The organism is Pseudomonas sp. NPDC088429, from assembly GCF_044753305.1.
Lineage (GTDB): Bacteria > Pseudomonadota > Gammaproteobacteria > Pseudomonadales > Pseudomonadaceae > Aquipseudomonas > Aquipseudomonas rustica.
The window spans coordinates 203,456-219,377 of record NZ_JBIVMX010000001.1 but is presented as its reverse complement, the minus strand read 5'-3'; the positions used below and the strand labels follow the sequence as shown (position 1 = coordinate 219,377).

Sequence of the window (15,922 nt, the reverse complement as noted above, 5' to 3'; positions counted from 1 at the left end):
GGGTTGCGGCTTTTTTGTTGTTTGAGATCAAGAGCCCCTCACCCTAACCCTCTCCCCGAGGGAGAGGGGACTGACCGAGGGGTGCGGCTTGATCCATCGACCTGAAATACCGAGTCGATTATGGATTCACAGCAAATCGTTCGACTTGAGATCCCAGCCAATTATGGATTCACAGCAGATCGTTCAAGTCGGCGTAAATCTTGAACATCCCCCAATCGGTCCCCTCTACCTCTGGGAGAGGGCTAGGGTGAGGGCAGAGGATCTCAAGCGTTAAGTGAGTTCAGCGCCAAGCACAACACTCAAAGCACTACGCGCATCATCCAGCTGCACCAACGTCGCATGCCGAGCCCCCAGCGCATCGCGGTTCTCAATGGCAGTCAAAATCGCCTTATGCCGCGGCAACGCCAATTCATGCAAATTCGGCCGCTGATTCGAATGCTTCAACGCCTCGGCAATCGCCACCGACAACATGTTGCACAGATTCGCCAGCAAATCATTGTGCGTCGCATCGGCAATCCGGCTATGGAAATCCAGATCCGGCTGCAACAAGGCTTCCGGCGTCGGCGCCGCTTCCATGCGCTGATACGCCTCACCAATCGAAGCAATATCCGCCTCGGTCGCATGCTGAGCGGCGAGGGCGGCTGCCGCCGGCTCAATAATGCTGCGCACACTGGTCAGCACATTGAAGAACTCATTCTGTGGGCTGCTTTGCATCAGCCAGTGCAGCACGTCCGGGTCGAGCATGTGCCATTCGCGGCGTGCCTTGACCACCGTGCCCACACGCGGCCTGGAATACACCAGACCCTTGGCCACCAGCACTCGCGTGGCTTCACGCAACACCGGACGGCTGACCGCGTACTCTTCGCAGAGCAAGGCTTCGGCGGGCAGTTTGTCGTCGGGCTTGAAGCGTCCGGAGACGATCTGCATGCCCAGTTCCTGGACGATGCGCGAGTGCATGCTTTTGCGGTCGGAGGGTTTGCGGTAATCCATGGGGAACGGCGCGATCCTGAGCGATGGAGATGCCGCGCATCATAGCAGGCACGGCACAATCTTGAGGGAGTACACAAAAGCAACTGTAGGAGTGAGCCTGCTCGCGATAGCGGTGTGTCAGCTGAACAATTGCTGACTGACACACCGCTATCGCGAGCAGGCTCACTCCTACAGGGGGATGCATTCCAAGGTAGGAGCTGCCGCAGGCTGCGATCTTTTGCTCCTAGTGGGAATGACGCGGCACTTCAGCCCCACGGCAACCCACCAAAAAGTCAAAGTCACACCCCTGATCCGCCTGCAGCACATGGTCGATGTACAACTGACGATAGCCGCCCACCAACAATTGCTGCGGAGGCTGCAGATCGGCCATACGCGCCGCCAGTTCGGCATCCGCAATATCCAGGTGCAAACGCCCGGTCGCGCAATCCAGCTCGATCCAGTCGCCTTCCTTCACCGTCGCCAAAGGCCCGCCCGCCGCCGCTTCCGGCGCCACGTGCAAGACCACCGTGCCGTACGCCGTGCCGCTCATCCGTGCATCGGAAATGCGCACCATGTCGGTCACACCCTGCGCCAACAGCTTGGCCGGCAAGCCCATGTTGCCGACTTCAGCCATGCCCGGATAACCCTTCGGCCCGCAGTTCTTCATCACCAGAATCGAATCTTTATCAACATCCAGCTCCGGATCGTTGATCCGCGCCTTGTACATATCAAAGTTCTCGAACACCACCGCGCGACCGCGATGCTGCATCAGTTCCGGCGTCGCGGCAGATGGCTTGAGCACCGCACCCAGCGGCGCCAGATTGCCGCGCAAAACGCAAATGCCGCCGTCGGCGCGAATCGGGTTGTCGAGGGTGCGGATCACTTCGTCTTCGCCATAGATCGGCGCGTCCTTAGTGTTCTCGCCAATGGATTTGCCGTTGACGGTCAACGCATTCGGATGAGGAATCAGATTGGCTTCTCCGAGGCGACGCAACACCGCCGGCAAACCACCGGCGTAATAGAACTCTTCCATCAGGAAACGCCCGGACGGTTGCAGGTCAACGATGGTCGGCATGCCGCGCCCCATGCGCGTCCAGTCATCCAGATCCAGCTCGACGCCGATGCGCCCGGCGATGGCTTTCAAGTGAATCACCGCGTTGGTCGAACCGCCGATGGCTGCGTTCACCCGGATAGCGTTTTCAAGGGCTTCTTTGGTCAGAATTTTCGACAGCTTCAAATCTTCGCGAACCATCTCCACCGCGCGCATGCCGGACATGTGTGCCAACACATAACGTCGCGCATCCACCGCCGGAATCGCCGCGTTGTGCGGCAGCGAAGTGCCGAGTGCTTCAGCCATGCAGGCCATGGTTGACGCGGTGCCCATGGTGTTGCAGGTGCCCGCCGAACGCGACATGCCGCCCTCGGCCGCAAGGAAATCGTCGATGGTAATGGTGCCAGCCTTGACCTGCTCGCTGAGCTGCCAGACCACCGTGCCCGAGCCGATGTCCTTGCCCTTGTGCTTGCCGTTCAACATCGGCCCGCCGGTGACGACGATGGCTGGCACATCGCAACTGGCCGCGCCCATCAGCAGCGCTGGAGTGGTTTTGTCGCATCCGGTCAGCAGCACCACGCCGTCAATCGGGTTGCCGCGAATCGCTTCTTCAACGTCCATGCTCGCCAGGTTGCGGGTGAGCATGGCGGTCGGGCGCAGGTTCGATTCGCCGTTGGAGAACACCGGGAATTCCACCGGAAAACCACCGGCCTCGATCACTCCGCGTTTGACGTGCTCCGCAATCTGGCGGAAGTGCGCGTTGCACGGGGTCAGTTCCGACCAGGTGTTGCAGATGCCGATGATCGGCTTGCCATGGAACTGGTGGTCGGCGATGCCCTGATTCTTCATCCAGCTGCGGTACATGAAGCCGTTCTTGTCGGCCGTGCCAAACCATTGGGCGGAGCGCAGGGTGGGTTTCTTATCAGACATGATCGATTCTCTTATTGTATGACTATAGTGTTCCAGCTACGGCGTAATCTAAGCGAAAAATCCTAGGTTTGGAAGTGTTGTTGGTGAATTAGTATTACTATATAGTCGTTTTCGACGGAGGGATGGCCCTGACGGTTTTCCGCGAGAGGCGTCCCCCAAGGTTCTATAAAAACAACAATCGGAGACCGATCTCATGAGCCAGGAACTGCGGCTGATACGGCGCATTACGCTGAAACTGATTCCCTTCCTGATCCTGCTGTACCTGATCGCCTATGTGGATCGCTCCGCCGTCGGCTTCGCCAAGCTGCACATGGGCGCCGACATTGGCATCGGCGATGCGGCTTACGGCCTCGGCGCCGGGCTGTTCTTCATCGGCTATTTCCTTCTCGAAATCCCCAGCAACCTGATGCTCGAACGCTTCGGCGCACGCCGCTGGTTCGCGCGAATCATGATCACCTGGGGCGCGATCACCATCGGCATGGCCTTCGTCCAGGGCCCACACAGTTTCTACGTGATGCGCTTTCTGCTCGGCGCGGCCGAGGCGGGCTTCTTCCCGGGTGTTCTCTACTACATCACCCAATGGTTCCCGGTGCGCCATCGCGGCAAGATCCTCGGGCTGTTCATCCTTTCGCAACCGATCGCAATGATGATCACCGGCCCGGTGTCCGGCGGTTTGCTCGGCATGGACGGTGTGCTGGGCCTGCACGGCTGGCAGTGGCTGTTCATCGTCATCGGCACGCCGGCGATCCTGCTGACCTGGCCGGTGTTGCGCTGGTTGCCGGACGGCCCGCAACAAGTGAAGTGGATGGATCAGGCGGAAAAAGACTGGCTGACCGGTGAACTGAAAAAGGATCTGCAGGCATACGGCCAGACCCGCCACGGCAATCCGCTGCATGCACTGAAAGACAAGCGCGTGTTGCTGCTGGCGCTGTTTTACCTGCCGGTAACGTTGAGCATTTATGGATTGGGTCTGTGGTTGCCGACGTTGATCAAACAGTTTGGCGGCAGCGATCTGGTGACTGGGTTTGTTTCATCGGTGCCGTACATCTTCGGGATCATCGGTTTGCTGATCGTGCCGCGCAGTTCTGACCGTTTGAATGATCGCTACGGGCATCTCGCCGTGCTTTATGTGCTGGGTGCGATTGGCCTGTTCCTCAGCGCGTGGCTGACCTTGCCGGTGGCGCAACTGGCGGCGCTGTGTCTGGTGGCGTTTGCGCTGTTTTCCTGCACGGCGGTGTTCTGGACATTGCCGGGGCGGTTCTTTGCCGGCGCGAGTGCGGCGGCGGGGATTGCGTTGATTAACTCGGTGGGGAATCTCGGCGGGTACATCGGGCCGTTTGTGATTGGGGCGTTGAAGGAATACACCGGCAACCTCGGTTCCGGCCTGTATTTCCTCTCGGGGGTGATGGTGTTTGGCTTGATCCTGACGGGCGTGGTTTACCGCGTACTGGAACGCAAACACGTCCTGCCGGTTGACCAGTTCGCCGCCAGCGCACGAGGCGCTACCCGCACCTGACTGACCCACACCGGTCCCCTGTAGGAGTGAGCCTGCTCGCGATAGCGGTCTATCAGTTGACAACTTTTTGGCTGACACACCGCTATCGCGAGCAGGCTCACTCCTACAAGGATCTGCGGTGTTTCGAATAACACAGGAGAAAATCATGCATCTGGTTCAATTCGAATTAAGCAACCGCGAACGCCGTGTCGGCGTGGTCGACAACGGTGTGGTGCGCGAAGTACAGGACGCCCGCAGCGTGCGTGATCTGGCGCTCGCCGCCATCGAGGCCGGCAACACACTCGAGCAGCAAGTGCAAACCCTCGGCCTCGGCAGCAGCCACGACTACAGCGAACTGCTGTCGCAACTGCGCATCCTGCCGCCACTTGATCACCCGGATCCAGCGCACATGTTGATCAGCGGCACCGGCCTGACCCACCTCGGCAGCGCCTCGGCCCGCGACAAAATGCACCAGCAGGCCGGCGACGAAGCGACGATGACCGACACCATGCGCATCTTCAAATGGGGCGTGGAGGGCGGCAAACCGGCGGCGGGGCAGGCCGGTGTGCAACCGGAATGGTTCTACAAAGGCGACGGCAGCATCGTCGTGCGTCCGGGCCAACCGTTCCCGGTACCGCCATTTGCCGAAGACGCCGGCGAAGAACCTGAGATGGCCGGGCTGTACATCATCGGCAACGACGGCAAGCCTTATCGCCTCGGTTTCGCGGTCGGTAACGAGTTCTCCGACCACGTCATGGAACGCAAGAATTACCTGTATCTGGCGCACTCGAAACTGCGCAGTTGCAGCTATGGCCCGGAACTTCGCACCGGTGAATTGCCTCAACATCTGGCAGGCACCAGCCGCATCCTGCGCGACGGCGAAGTGCTCTGGCAGAACGAGTTTCTCAGCGGCGAGGCGAACATGTGCCACAGCCTCGCCAACCTCGAATACCACCACTTCAAGTACAGCCAGTTCCTGCGTCCCGGCGACGTGCACATTCATTTCTTCGGCACCGCGACTCTGTCGTTTGCCGATGGGGTTCGCACCCAACCGGGTGACGTCTTCGAAATCAGCCAAGCCGAATTCGGCGCACCGCTGGTCAACGGCATCGTTCCGGTTCCAGCGGCTTTTGAACCGGACAGCATCGGCACCCTTTAAGGAGATCCCATGACTCAGATTCTCGGTCACAACTACATCGGCGGTCAGCGCAGTGCCGCTGGCGACGTCAAATTGCAATCGGTCGACGCCACCACGGGCGAACAACTGCCCCACGATTTCATTCAGGCCACGCTGGAAGAAGTCGGCGCTGCGGCCAAGGCTGCCGCTGCCGCCTACCCGGCGTATCGCAGCCTTAGCGCTGAGCGCCGCGCGCAGTTTCTCGATGCGATCGCTGATGAACTGGATGCCCTCGGTGATGATTTCGTCGCCGTGGTCTGCCGCGAAACCGCATTGCCGGCCGGGCGTATTCAGGGTGAGCGCGGACGCACCAGCGGGCAGATGCGCCTGTTCGCCAAAGTGCTGCGCCGTGGCGATTTCTATGGCGCACGGATCGATTTGCCGCTGCCGGATCGGCAGCCATTGCCGCGCCCGGATCTGCGTCAATACCGCATCGGCCTCGGCCCAGTAGCAGTGTTCGGTGCGAGCAACTTTCCGCTGGCATTTTCCACTGCCGGCGGCGACACGGCATCGGCGCTGGCCGCCGGTTGCCCGGTGGTGTTCAAGGCCCACAGCGGCCACATGGCGACAGCAGAGCTGGTTGCTGATGCGCTGATTCGCGCCGCCGAAAAAACCGCGATGCCGGCCGGTGTGTTCAACATGATCTACGGCGGTGGCGTCGGTGAATGGCTGGTCAAGCATCCGGCGATTCAAGCAGTTGGTTTCACTGGCTCGCTGAAGGGCGGTCGTGCGCTGTGCGACATGGCGGCGGCGCGCCCGCAACCGATCCCGGTGTTCGCCGAGATGTCGAGCATCAATCCGGTGATCGTTTTGCCGCAGGCATTGGCCGAGCGATCCGAAACCATCGCCCGCGATTTGACCGCTTCGGTGGTGCAAGGCTGCGGCCAGTTCTGCACCAATCCTGGCTTGGTGATCGGCATTCGTTCGCCAGAGTTCAGTGCGTTTGTGCAGCAGGTTGCGGGTTTGATCGGTGATCAGCCGGCGCAAACCATGCTCAACGCGGGCACCCTCGGCAGCTACGGCAAGGGCTTGCAGAAGCTGCTGGCGCATCCCGGCATCGAACATCTGGCCGGCAATCCGCAGCAGGGCAATCAGGCGCAGCCGCAGTTGTTCAAGGCTGACGTCAGCCTGTTGATCGAGGGCGACGAAGTCCTGCAGGAAGAAGTGTTCGGCCCGACTACGGTGATTGTTGAAGTGGCGGACAAGGCGCAACTCAGCGCGGCGTTGCAGGGTCTGCACGGTCAACTGACGGCGACGATTATTGGTGAATTGGCGGACTTCGAGCGCTTCGCTGAACTGACGCCGCTGCTGGAGCAGAAGGTCGGGCGGATCTTGCTTAACGGCTATCCAACTGGCGTTGAGGTGTGCGATTCGATGGTGCACGGCGGGCCGTATCCGGCCACCTCCGATGCACGCGGCACCTCGGTCGGCACGCTGGCGATCGACCGCTTCCTGCGCCCGGTGTGCTTCCAGAACTACCCGGACAGCTTGTTGCCGGAGCCACTGAAAAACGCCAACCCGCTGCGCATCCAGCGCCTGGTTGACGGCAAACCAAGCCGCGAAGCCCTCTGACATACCACCCCTGTAGGAGCTGCCGAAGGCTGAGATCTTTTGATCTTGATTTCAAAAAACAACATCAAAAGATCGCAGCCTTCGGCAGCTCCTACAGGGGGAGTGTGCTTCTTGAGCTATCATTGCCGGTTTCCCCCTGAAAGACTTGATTGCCATGACTGCCCAAACCCTTCTCAACGCCCTCGAACACTGCGGCATGGTCGAAATCGACGGCCTGCATGCCTTCGAATTCGCCCTCGACGAAGACGACAATCTGCACATCGAATGCATCGATGGCCGAGCGGCCAAGCATTGGCAATTCACCCCGGCTCAAGTTGCAGCGGCCACGTTCGATGACTCGCTGCAGAGCTGGCTGATCGTCGGCTATTTCAATGAAACCAAAGCGATCGGCGAACACCGCCTGGTGTGCCATGGCGATGTCGTCAGCAGCAGCGATGATGAGGATGACACTGATGAAAATGCGTAAATTCTGGCCGCTGCTGATGGCCGGCAGCGTAGGTGCCATGGGCCTGTCCACGGCATCGGCAGAAAGCTTTCAATTGCTGGTCGGTTCTTACACCGCCGGCACCAGCCAGGGCATCTATCGAATGAATTTCGACAGCGCCACTGGCCAGATCGACGCCAAGCCGCTGCAAGTGGTGAAGAGCGAAAACCCATCGTGGCTGACCCTGTCCAAAGACCAGCATCGCCTGTTCGTGGTCAATGAAAACGGCCCGGGCCAGAAAGACCCGGTCGGCCGCGTCAGCAGCTATTTGATCGATCCGAAAACCCACGCCCTGACCCTGATCAATCAAGTACAGAGCCTGGGCAACGAGCCGACCCATTCGAGCCTCAGCGGCGACGCCAGCCACCTGTTCGTCAGCAACTATTCGGTGGTGGAAGATCCGGGCGGAACCTTGGCGGTGTTGCCCGTCGGTGCTGACGGCAAGCTGAAACCGGTAGTGCAAATGAGCGCGCACCCGGCGAGCCGGGTCAACCCTGAGCGCCAGGCGTCGAACCACGTGCACTCGACGATTTCCTCGCCGGACGGTCGTTACGTGTTCTCCAATGATCTGGGCGCCGACAAGGTCTTCATCTACCAATTCGACCCGAAAGCCAACCCTGATCTGCCGCTGACCCCAGCGAAAACCGCGTTCGTCGCCATGCCAGCCGGCAGTGGCCCACGTCATTTGCTGTTCAGCGCTGACGGCAAACATGCCTGGCTGACCATGGAAATGAGTGCGCAGGTCGCGGTGTTCGATTACAACGATGGCGTGCTGACGCAGACCCAACTGGTCGATCTGGCCGCCGGTCAACCGACCTCGGACAAGGCCGGCGCGGCGCTGCACACCTCGGCGGACGGCAAGTTCCTCTACGTCAGCAACCGTGGCACCGCGAATCAGATGGTGGTGTTCAGCATCGATCCGGCGACCGCCCAGCTCAAAGAGCTGCAAAAGCGTTCGGTGGAAGGTGATCATCCGCGCGAATTCAGTCTCGATCCGAGCGGCAAGTTCCTGCTGATCGCTAACCAGAAGAGCAACCAGATTGTTGTCGTTGAACGCGACAGCAAGACCGGTCTGCTCGGCAAAACCGTGCAGAAACTGCCAATGGACGCCCCGAGCGACCTGAAGTTTATGGTGCGACAATAAGCCACAGGCCCCGGTTTACGGGGCCTGTCTCTTTGTATCAATCGCGCTGATATTCGGTAATGCTACAAAGCATTTCAGGCGAGTAACCGTCGAGCGTTAAGTTTGCTTCACAGCCCAACCGGGCAAGCAAGCCAACCGAACACGAGGGTTACCGCCATGAACTTCAATCTCTTCTCCGTTATCGCCGCTTCCGCCATCTCCGCCACCGTTGTGCTGCCAGCCAGCGCCAACGTTGAAATCAACAGCAAAAAATCCCACACCCAGAGCTACACCCAAAAATACCTGCAACAGAGCGCCAACTTCTACGCTGCTCTGGATCACAAAGCCCAACACTGAAAGTCCCATTCTGCCTCCGCACCATTCGGGGGATTCACACGATCTCCTGTAGGAGCTGCCGAAGGCTGCGATCTTTTGATCTTAAACGTCAAAAGATCGCAGCCTTCGGCAGCTCCTACATGTTTGTGCGCGTGTGGTCTGATCGTTCCCACGCTCTGCGTGGGAATGCCTCTAGGGACGCTCTGCGTCCAGTGACGCGGAGCGTCACGGGCTGCATTCCCACGCAGAGCGTGGGAACGGTCCGTAAAGACCGTCGCCCCCGTGTGCGTGAAGCACAGTCATAGGTTTTCTCAAACGCGCAAATAGACCGGCTAAATAATCAACGCAGCTGATGTTCACTATGGAAAACCCTGAGTGGTTGCCCGTGCTGTTTTGATCGATTCTGTGGCCATCGAAACATGCCCACGGGAGAACACCATGGCCAGCGCAATCATCACTTCAGCCAAACGCGGCGCCTACCTGGCCATCGGTCTTTACCTGGCCGTTGTACTGGTCGTCAGCATCGCCTCGCAGATGGAACACAGCTTCGACGCACCGATAGACGTCTCCCATCCTGGCATCCAGTTCGAAGTCCGCTCGCAGAGCGTGATGGTCGACCGGGCTGAACTCGCAGGAGTCGGCGGCGCATGAAAGGCTACAGACTTTGGGTCATCGCCAGTCTGGCGGTCATGACTAACGGCGCTTCGTTATTAGGGATGGGTCAGGGTTCGGTGGGCGGGTTGGCGCGGGCCATAGAGGCCAATCCAGCATTGCGCACAACATCGAACGGGCGAATACGCTGGGGCTGATGGCGGGGAATCCGCCGGTGAAGGTTTCGGCGGATTTCCTTGGGCCTTTCGAAGTGGATTGCATGGCGCTTGGGATGTGCAATGCGCTTGCCTAGACACCGCAATCCATTGTGGTGATGGAATTTATTGTGGCGAGGGGATTTATTGTGGCGAGGGGATTTATCTCCGATGGGCTGCGAAGCAGCCCCAAATCCTGCAACTCAAATTTGCCTGACACACCGCATAGAATGGTTTCACGACTGCTTCGCAGCCGAACGGGGATAAATCCCCTCGCCACAAAAATCCCCTCACCACAGGGTTGATCGTTCCCACGCCCCGCGTGGGAATGATCAATCAGGCAGGAAGTTGAGGGTTACTTCTTCATGATCGAGGTGAAGAGGTCGGACTCGAGGAAGTTGTTCAACCAAGCCTGCAGGCGCGGATAAGGCGTCTGCGCAAACCACTCGCGATCGACATGCGCGAACTGCCGAACAAACGGCAGCAGGGCGATGTCCGCCAGGCTCGGATGATCAGCCAGCAAATAATCCCGATCCTGCAACAACCCCTCCAACCGCTGCAAAAACACCGCTCCCTGAGCCCGATAAACCTCCATCGGCTGCTCCGGATACCGCTCGGCATACTTGTAGCGATTCAAATCAACCTTGAACCCCTGATCATTCGCCTCGATCAACTCGGCAATCCGCGAATCGCCATCAAGCAACCAACCCTGCGGATCATTCTGCGCCAGCGCCCAACGCATGATTTCCAGGCTCTCATCAATCACCCGACCATCCGCATCCAGCACCGGCACCGTGCCCTTCGGCGAGATCGCCAGCATCTCCGCCGGTTTGGTTTTAAGGCTGACCTCGACAATCTCCACCGGCACGCCCGAATAACGCAGGGCCATCCGCGCGCGCATCGCGTACGGGCAGCGGCGGAAAGAATACAGCGTATTCATTTCACCTCCAGGGTGCTCAAACCATTGCCCTGACGCTGCACCTGAATCTGCACCGGAATCCGTTCGTGCATTTCCTGCACATGGGAAATCACCGCGACCTTACGGCCCTGAGCCTGCAAACCATCCAGCGCATCCATCGCCAGTTGCAACGACTCCGGATCGAGGCTGCCAAAACCTTCGTCGATAAACAGCGATTCGATTTTCAGCGTGCTCGACGCCATCGAGGCCAGACCCAGCGCCAACGCCAACGACACCAGGAATGTCTCGCCGCCAGACAACGAATGCACCGAGCGCAGTTCATCGCCCATTTCCGTGTCCATCACCAGCAAGCCAAGCATGCTGCCGCCGCGTTTCAGGCGATAGCGTTTGACCAATTGGCGCAGCTGCACGTTGGCGTGATGCACCAGCAAATCGAGGTTGTAGGCTTGGGCGATCTTGCGGAACGTATCGCCGGTGGCCGAGCCAATCAGCGCACTGAGCCGCGCCCAACGCTGATACTCGGCATAGGCATCAGCAATCTGCTGCGCCAAGGCCTGATTGGCATTCTGCCGGCGCTGATCTTCGACCTGTTCTGCTCGCAGTTCAGCGCATTGCTGCTCGCTGACGTTGAACTGGTTCTGCAAATCAGTCAGGGCCGTGGCGAGTTGCTCGGCATCAAGATTGCCGTTGTGCTGGGCTTGATGCGCGGCTAAGCGCTCGTCACGTTCTTGCAACAGCACTTTGGCTTGCTCGATGGCTTTTTCGTTTTGCTGCAAGCGTTGGCGCAGTTCAGCGAGTTGCGCGTCGTCGACCCGCAACAGATCTTCGAGGCCACCGTCATCCAGCTCCGGATGACGAGCGCGCCAGTCGGCAATCTTGCTGGCCAGATTCTTGTCTTCGCTTTCCAGAGCCTGCAAACGTTGTTGCTGCGCTTTGAGTTCGGCGGCGATTTGCACAAGCTGCGTGCGCACACTTTGCAGTTCTTGCGCGGTACTGGTTTCGGCGGCGCGCGCCTGTTCCACAGCCTGTTCCAGTTGCTGCTGCCACTGTTCGGCGCTGCTGTGCTCGCCGAGCAATTGCGCCAGTTTCTGCTGGCACAGTTGCTGTTGCTCGGCCAGCGCATTGAACTGCTGTTCAGCGGTTTGTGCCTGCTGTGCACGGGTCTGCTGACGATCCTGTTCTTTATCCAGCGTCTGCTGACGTTGCTGCTGCTCGCTCAGTTCTTCCTTTTGCTGATCGAGTTGCGTCAGACGCTCGGCGATCTGCCGGTCAAGCTGCATAAACGTCGCCGCCGGCTCCAGGCGCAGGGCTTCAAGGGTCTCGGCCGGCAGCAGAGGGCCGAATGCCGTCAGTTCTTCATCGAGGCGTTGACGGTCGCTGCTCAGTTCGCGCTGTTGATTGCTCAGGTGCTGCGCGGCTTGCTGATGCGCGGTTTCCGCCTGACGCAATTGTTGAGTCAACCGCGCCGCATCCTGTTGCAGGGTGAGCAGGGCGCTCTGGCGCTGTTCGTCCTGCGTGATGCTCTGGTTCAATTGCTCGTTCTGGCGCATGAGCCAGGCGTCGCGTTTGTCGGCGTCCTGATTCAACAACTGCGCGGACAGCGGATGCGCGTCGAGGCTCGGCGCGAGGGCCTGTTGCTGGTTCGCCAGTTGCTCTTGTTGTTGCAGCAGTTCTTTCTGCTGAGCAATGACAGCGCCGACGTCGGCGCGCAGTTCACTGAGTTTTTCCTTGAACTGATCGACGACTAGCTGAGCGTTGGCCTGTTCGCTTTCATCGTGGCGACCGAGGCTTTGCAGCAGCGCTTCCGGCTGGTGATACGGGTGCTCATTGCTGCCACACACCGGGCACGGTTGATCGTCCTGCAACTGCGCGCGCAACTCTTCGACACTGGCACTGCGCGCCAGACGCTGGCGTTCAAGCAGTTCGCGGGTGACGTTGAGGGTTTGCTCGGCGACGATCAGTTCGGCTTTGGTTTTGACGCCGTCCTGGGTCAGACGCTCACGCTCCTGCTGCGCATTGAGCTGGCGTTGTTGCAACTCGGCGCCGCGCTTGTCCAGATCCTGTTGGCTGGCCCACAAGCGCGACAGGTCTTCGAAAGCGCGCAGTTGTTTGCGGTTGTCCTGCAACAGCGTACCGAGAATGCCGATTTGCTCGGCGACGGCATCCGGTTCGGCGCCGGCCTCTTTGAACAGTACTTCGAGTTGTTGCTTCTGGCTGGCGAACTCTTCAGCGCTGCGTGTGGCGTTTTGTTCGAGGTTGGCCAGTTCGGCCTGACCTTTGTTCAGGCGATTACCAATCAACATCAGCTGTTGCAGGCGATCGCGATAGGCATTCCACGCATCGCTCAGTGGCGCCAGATGAGCGCTTTGTTCCAGCTCAGCGGCGATGCGTTGCAAGCGTTCGGCGACCTGGCCCTGCTTTTCCTGCAAGGCTTGAATGGCGCTCTGGCCGTCGGTGCAGGCCTGTTGCGCAGTGGCTTTGGCCTCAGCGCTCGCGGCCACATCTTTGGCCAGACGGGCGAGGGTGCTTTGCTCTTCGAACGCCTGACGCAACAGCGGCGCGTTTTCAGATTGGCGTTGCTGCGCCTCGGTCAGCGCGACTTTGGCTGTCTCAAGATTCTGCTCGAGTTGCGTCTGACGTTCAGTCAGTTCGGCGTGCTGGCGGGTGTGCTCGGCAATCTGCGCGGCCAACGGCGTCAACAACGCATCGAGTTCGGTTTTGCGGGCGAACTGGTGCCGTTGCGGGCCGAGTTGTTCCAGACGCGTCAGCTTGATGCGTTCGCCGGCCAGCGCTTCCGATTGTTGCTGGGCGCTGCGCAATTGCTCGCTGGCGGCTTGCTGCGCGTCCTGCAACAGACGCAAATCCTTGAGCCAACTGTGTTGCTGCTCCAGTTGCTTCAATTGCGCCTGCTGCAACTTCAATTGTTGCTGGGCGGCGTTAAAGCGTTCATCCAGCTCGGCGCGCGCTTCGGGTGCCAGCGGGGTAACGCCAGTGGCCTGATCCTGCAACAGCTTGTGCGCTTCGCGGGCCTCTTTGGTCTTGTCGAATGCACGACGGCCGAGGCGGGTGTACAGCGCGGTGTCGGTGAGTTTTTCCAGCAGTTCGCTGCGGTCGTTGTCGTCCGCTTTGAGGAACGCGCTGAACTCGCTCTGCGCCAGCAGCACGGCGCGGGTGAACTGTTCGAAGTTCAGGCCCAGTGCGGCCTCCAGTTGGGTTTTGTATTCGCCTTTCTGGCTGGCGAGCAGTTGATCCTGATCGATGTCGCGCAGGCTCTGACGACTGGCCTGCAACTTGCCGCCGGCCTTCTCGCGAGCGCGGTTGGCTTCCCAGCGCGCCCGATAGCGACGGCCATCAACTCCGACGAAATCCACCTCGGCATAGCCTTCGCCGGTGCCGCGACGCAGCAAAGTGCGCGGGTCACCCGTGGCGATCTCGCCATCAGCATCGGGCACTTTGGCGTCGCGGCCGGTGTTGTTCAGGCGCGGAACAGCGCCGAACAGCGCCAGGCACAAGGCGTCAAGCAGGGTACTTTTACCGGCGCCGGTCGGCCCGGTGATCGCGAACAAACCGGCACTGGCCAGCGGTTCAGCGGTGAAATCAATTTCGAACGGCCCGGCCAGCGAGGCGAGGTTTTTCAAGCGAATGGCGAGAATTTTCATGGCTGCTCGCCCTCCAGTTGCACGTCTTGCAGCAGTTCGGCGAAGTCCTTCAGCGTTTGTTCATCGACCTCGTTGCCGTAGTTGTCGAGCCAGGCGCGGCTGAACAATTCCTGCGGGGTGAGTTGATCGAGTTCGATCAGCGCGGTGCCATCCTCCTCGCCGTCAGCGCCACGCTTGCCGGCGTATTCAGCGGCGATGCGCACCAGGCGCACCGCTTTGCCTTGCAGGGCGTTTTCCACTTGATGGCGCAGATCCGGCTGCGGCTCGTCGAGGGTCACGCGCACTTCCAGCCACGGCTGGCGCTGGGTTTCAGCGAGCAGGTCGATGTTCGGCAGGTCGGCCAGTTGCAGGAGAATCTCGGCCAGCGGTGCCGGGCCGATGCGTTGCAGATTGACCGAACGCGGGATCAGTTTTGGCTCGACGCTGACCAGGGTTTCGCCATCAAGCGTGACGTCGAGAATCTGATGCTGATAACCGATTTCCGAGAACGACAATGGAATCGGCGAACCGCTGTAGCGAATACGCTCCTCGCCGTTGACCTTCTGTGGCTTGTGCAAATGGCCGAGGGCGACGTAGCTGATGCTCGGCCCGAACAGACTGGCAGGCAGGGCTTCGGCGTTACCGATGATCAGGCTGCGCTCGGAGTCTTCCGAGACCGAACCACCGGCCATGTGCGCGTGGCTGATGGCGATCAGCGCCTGACCCGGTTGGCGCTTGGCGTTGGCCGCTTCGATCAGCCATTCATGCACCTGACCGATGCCGCGCAAATAGTTGTCGCCCAGGTGTGCACCGGTGACTTCGGCCGGGCGCAGAAACGGCAGCGCCAGGCACCACGCGGCGATGTCGCCTTTGGCGTTCGGCAATGGCAGCAGCAGACGTTCGGAATCGAGCTGGCCGTCGTCCAGCCACAGCACGCGACCCAGCGCGTGGGTGCGCAAGCGGCGCATCAACGGCGCGGGCAGTTCGATGCGCGAGCCGGAATCGTGGTTGCCGGCAATCATCACGATGGTCAGCAAGGGCTGCTGCTCGTGGGCGCTGACGATGAAATCGTAGAGGCATTCCTGGGCTTTGACCGGCGGATTGACCGTGTCGAAGATATCCCCGGCAATCAGCAGCACATCCGGCTGCGCCAGTTTCAGCTGGCGCAGCAGCCATTCGAGAAAACAGGCGTGCTCGAAATCGCGCTCCTGACCATGCAGGTTTTGCCCAAGGTGCCAGTCGGAGGTGTGAAACAGACGCAAGGTGGACTCCGCAACTAAAAGAGGTGATGGCCGCGCGGGAATGAAGAGGCGGCGAAAGAGGGGGAGAGTTTACAGTTTATTGCCCCGCGCAGTCTGCGCATGGATCCCCTTACCCCATTGGATCAAAAGATCGCAGCCTGCGGCAGCTCCTACAGGGGAC

Annotated in this window: 12 protein-coding genes and 1 pseudogene; 8 read left to right on the top strand and 5 right to left on the bottom strand. The window is 60.0% G+C overall.

The genetic code is table 11. The annotated features are described in order from the left end of the window. Positions 1–270: 270 nt before the first annotated feature. Positions 271–990: a FadR/GntR family transcriptional regulator gene (locus tag ACIP66_RS01120; RefSeq protein WP_053121168.1), complete on the bottom strand. Its 720-nt coding sequence runs from the start codon at positions 988–990 to the stop codon at positions 271–273. Positions 991–1,213: 223 nt separating this feature from the next. Next, positions 1,214–2,950: an IlvD/Edd family dehydratase gene (locus ACIP66_RS01115; protein ID WP_400644531.1), complete on the bottom strand. Its 1,737-nt coding sequence runs from the start codon at positions 2,948–2,950 to the stop codon at positions 1,214–1,216. Positions 2,951–3,143: 193 nt separating this feature from the next. Here ACIP66_RS01115 and ACIP66_RS01110 point away from each other — a divergent pair, with 193 nt between their 5' ends. The 8 genes and pseudogenes from ACIP66_RS01110 to ACIP66_RS01075 all read left to right on the top strand — a co-directional run bounded on the left by ACIP66_RS01110 (position 3,144) and on the right by ACIP66_RS01075 (position 10,041). Continuing rightward, complete coding sequence (locus ACIP66_RS01110) at positions 3,144–4,466, top strand: MFS transporter (RefSeq protein ID WP_159815096.1); 1,323 nt, start codon at positions 3,144–3,146, stop codon at positions 4,464–4,466. Positions 4,467–4,611: 145 nt separating this feature from the next. Continuing rightward, positions 4,612–5,604 carry an AraD1 family protein gene (gene araD1 / locus ACIP66_RS01105; protein WP_400644528.1) on the top strand — a complete coding sequence of 331 codons (993 nt, stop codon included), beginning with the start codon at positions 4,612–4,614 and terminating at the stop codon, positions 5,602–5,604. A gap of 9 nt (positions 5,605–5,613) precedes the next feature. Next, positions 5,614–7,194, top strand: a complete 1,581-nt coding sequence (locus ACIP66_RS01100; RefSeq protein WP_400644525.1) for an aldehyde dehydrogenase (NADP(+)) — start codon at positions 5,614–5,616, stop codon at positions 7,192–7,194. A 154-nt stretch (positions 7,195–7,348) separates the two neighbouring features. After that, positions 7,349–7,660, top strand: coding sequence for a DUF5629 family protein (locus ACIP66_RS01095; protein WP_212549336.1), 312 nt, complete (start codon positions 7,349–7,351; stop codon positions 7,658–7,660). After that, positions 7,647–8,822 (top strand): lactonase family protein, encoded by a 1,176-nt coding sequence (locus ACIP66_RS01090; protein WP_400644523.1) that lies wholly within the window; start codon positions 7,647–7,649, stop codon positions 8,820–8,822. Before ACIP66_RS01095 ends, ACIP66_RS01090 begins: the two co-directional genes overlap by 14 nt. Positions 8,823–8,978: 156 nt before the next feature. Continuing rightward, a complete protein-coding gene (locus ACIP66_RS01085) occupies positions 8,979–9,158 on the top strand; it encodes a hypothetical protein (RefSeq protein ID WP_007917967.1) in 180 nt (59 codons plus the stop codon). A 417-nt stretch (positions 9,159–9,575) separates the two neighbouring features. Continuing rightward, a complete protein-coding gene (locus ACIP66_RS01080; protein ID WP_400644520.1) occupies positions 9,576–9,788 on the top strand; it encodes a hypothetical protein in 213 nt (70 codons plus the stop codon). Beyond that, positions 9,785–10,041: pseudogene (locus ACIP66_RS01075) on the top strand (hypothetical protein). Before ACIP66_RS01080 ends, ACIP66_RS01075 begins: the two are co-directional and overlap by 4 nt. Before the next feature lie 257 nt (positions 10,042–10,298). On the opposite strand, the gene ACIP66_RS01070 reads toward ACIP66_RS01075, so the two are convergent. The 3 genes from ACIP66_RS01070 to ACIP66_RS01060 are packed head-to-tail and all read right to left on the bottom strand — an operon-like array spanning position 10,299 to position 15,762. Then, complete coding sequence (locus ACIP66_RS01070) at positions 10,299–10,883, bottom strand: glutathione S-transferase (protein ID WP_400644517.1); 585 nt, start codon at positions 10,881–10,883, stop codon at positions 10,299–10,301. Then, on the bottom strand, positions 10,880–14,521 hold the full coding sequence (locus ACIP66_RS01065) for an SbcC/MukB-like Walker B domain-containing protein (protein WP_400644514.1): 3,642 nt from the start codon (positions 14,519–14,521) through the stop codon (positions 10,880–10,882). Before ACIP66_RS01065 ends, ACIP66_RS01070 begins: the two co-directional genes overlap by 4 nt. After that, positions 14,518–15,762 carry an exonuclease SbcCD subunit D C-terminal domain-containing protein gene (locus ACIP66_RS01060; protein WP_400644511.1) on the bottom strand — a complete coding sequence of 415 codons (1,245 nt, stop codon included), beginning with the start codon at positions 15,760–15,762 and terminating at the stop codon, positions 14,518–14,520. The genes ACIP66_RS01065 and ACIP66_RS01060 overlap by 4 nt, the downstream gene beginning before the upstream one ends. Positions 15,763–15,922: the final 160 nt, after the last annotated feature.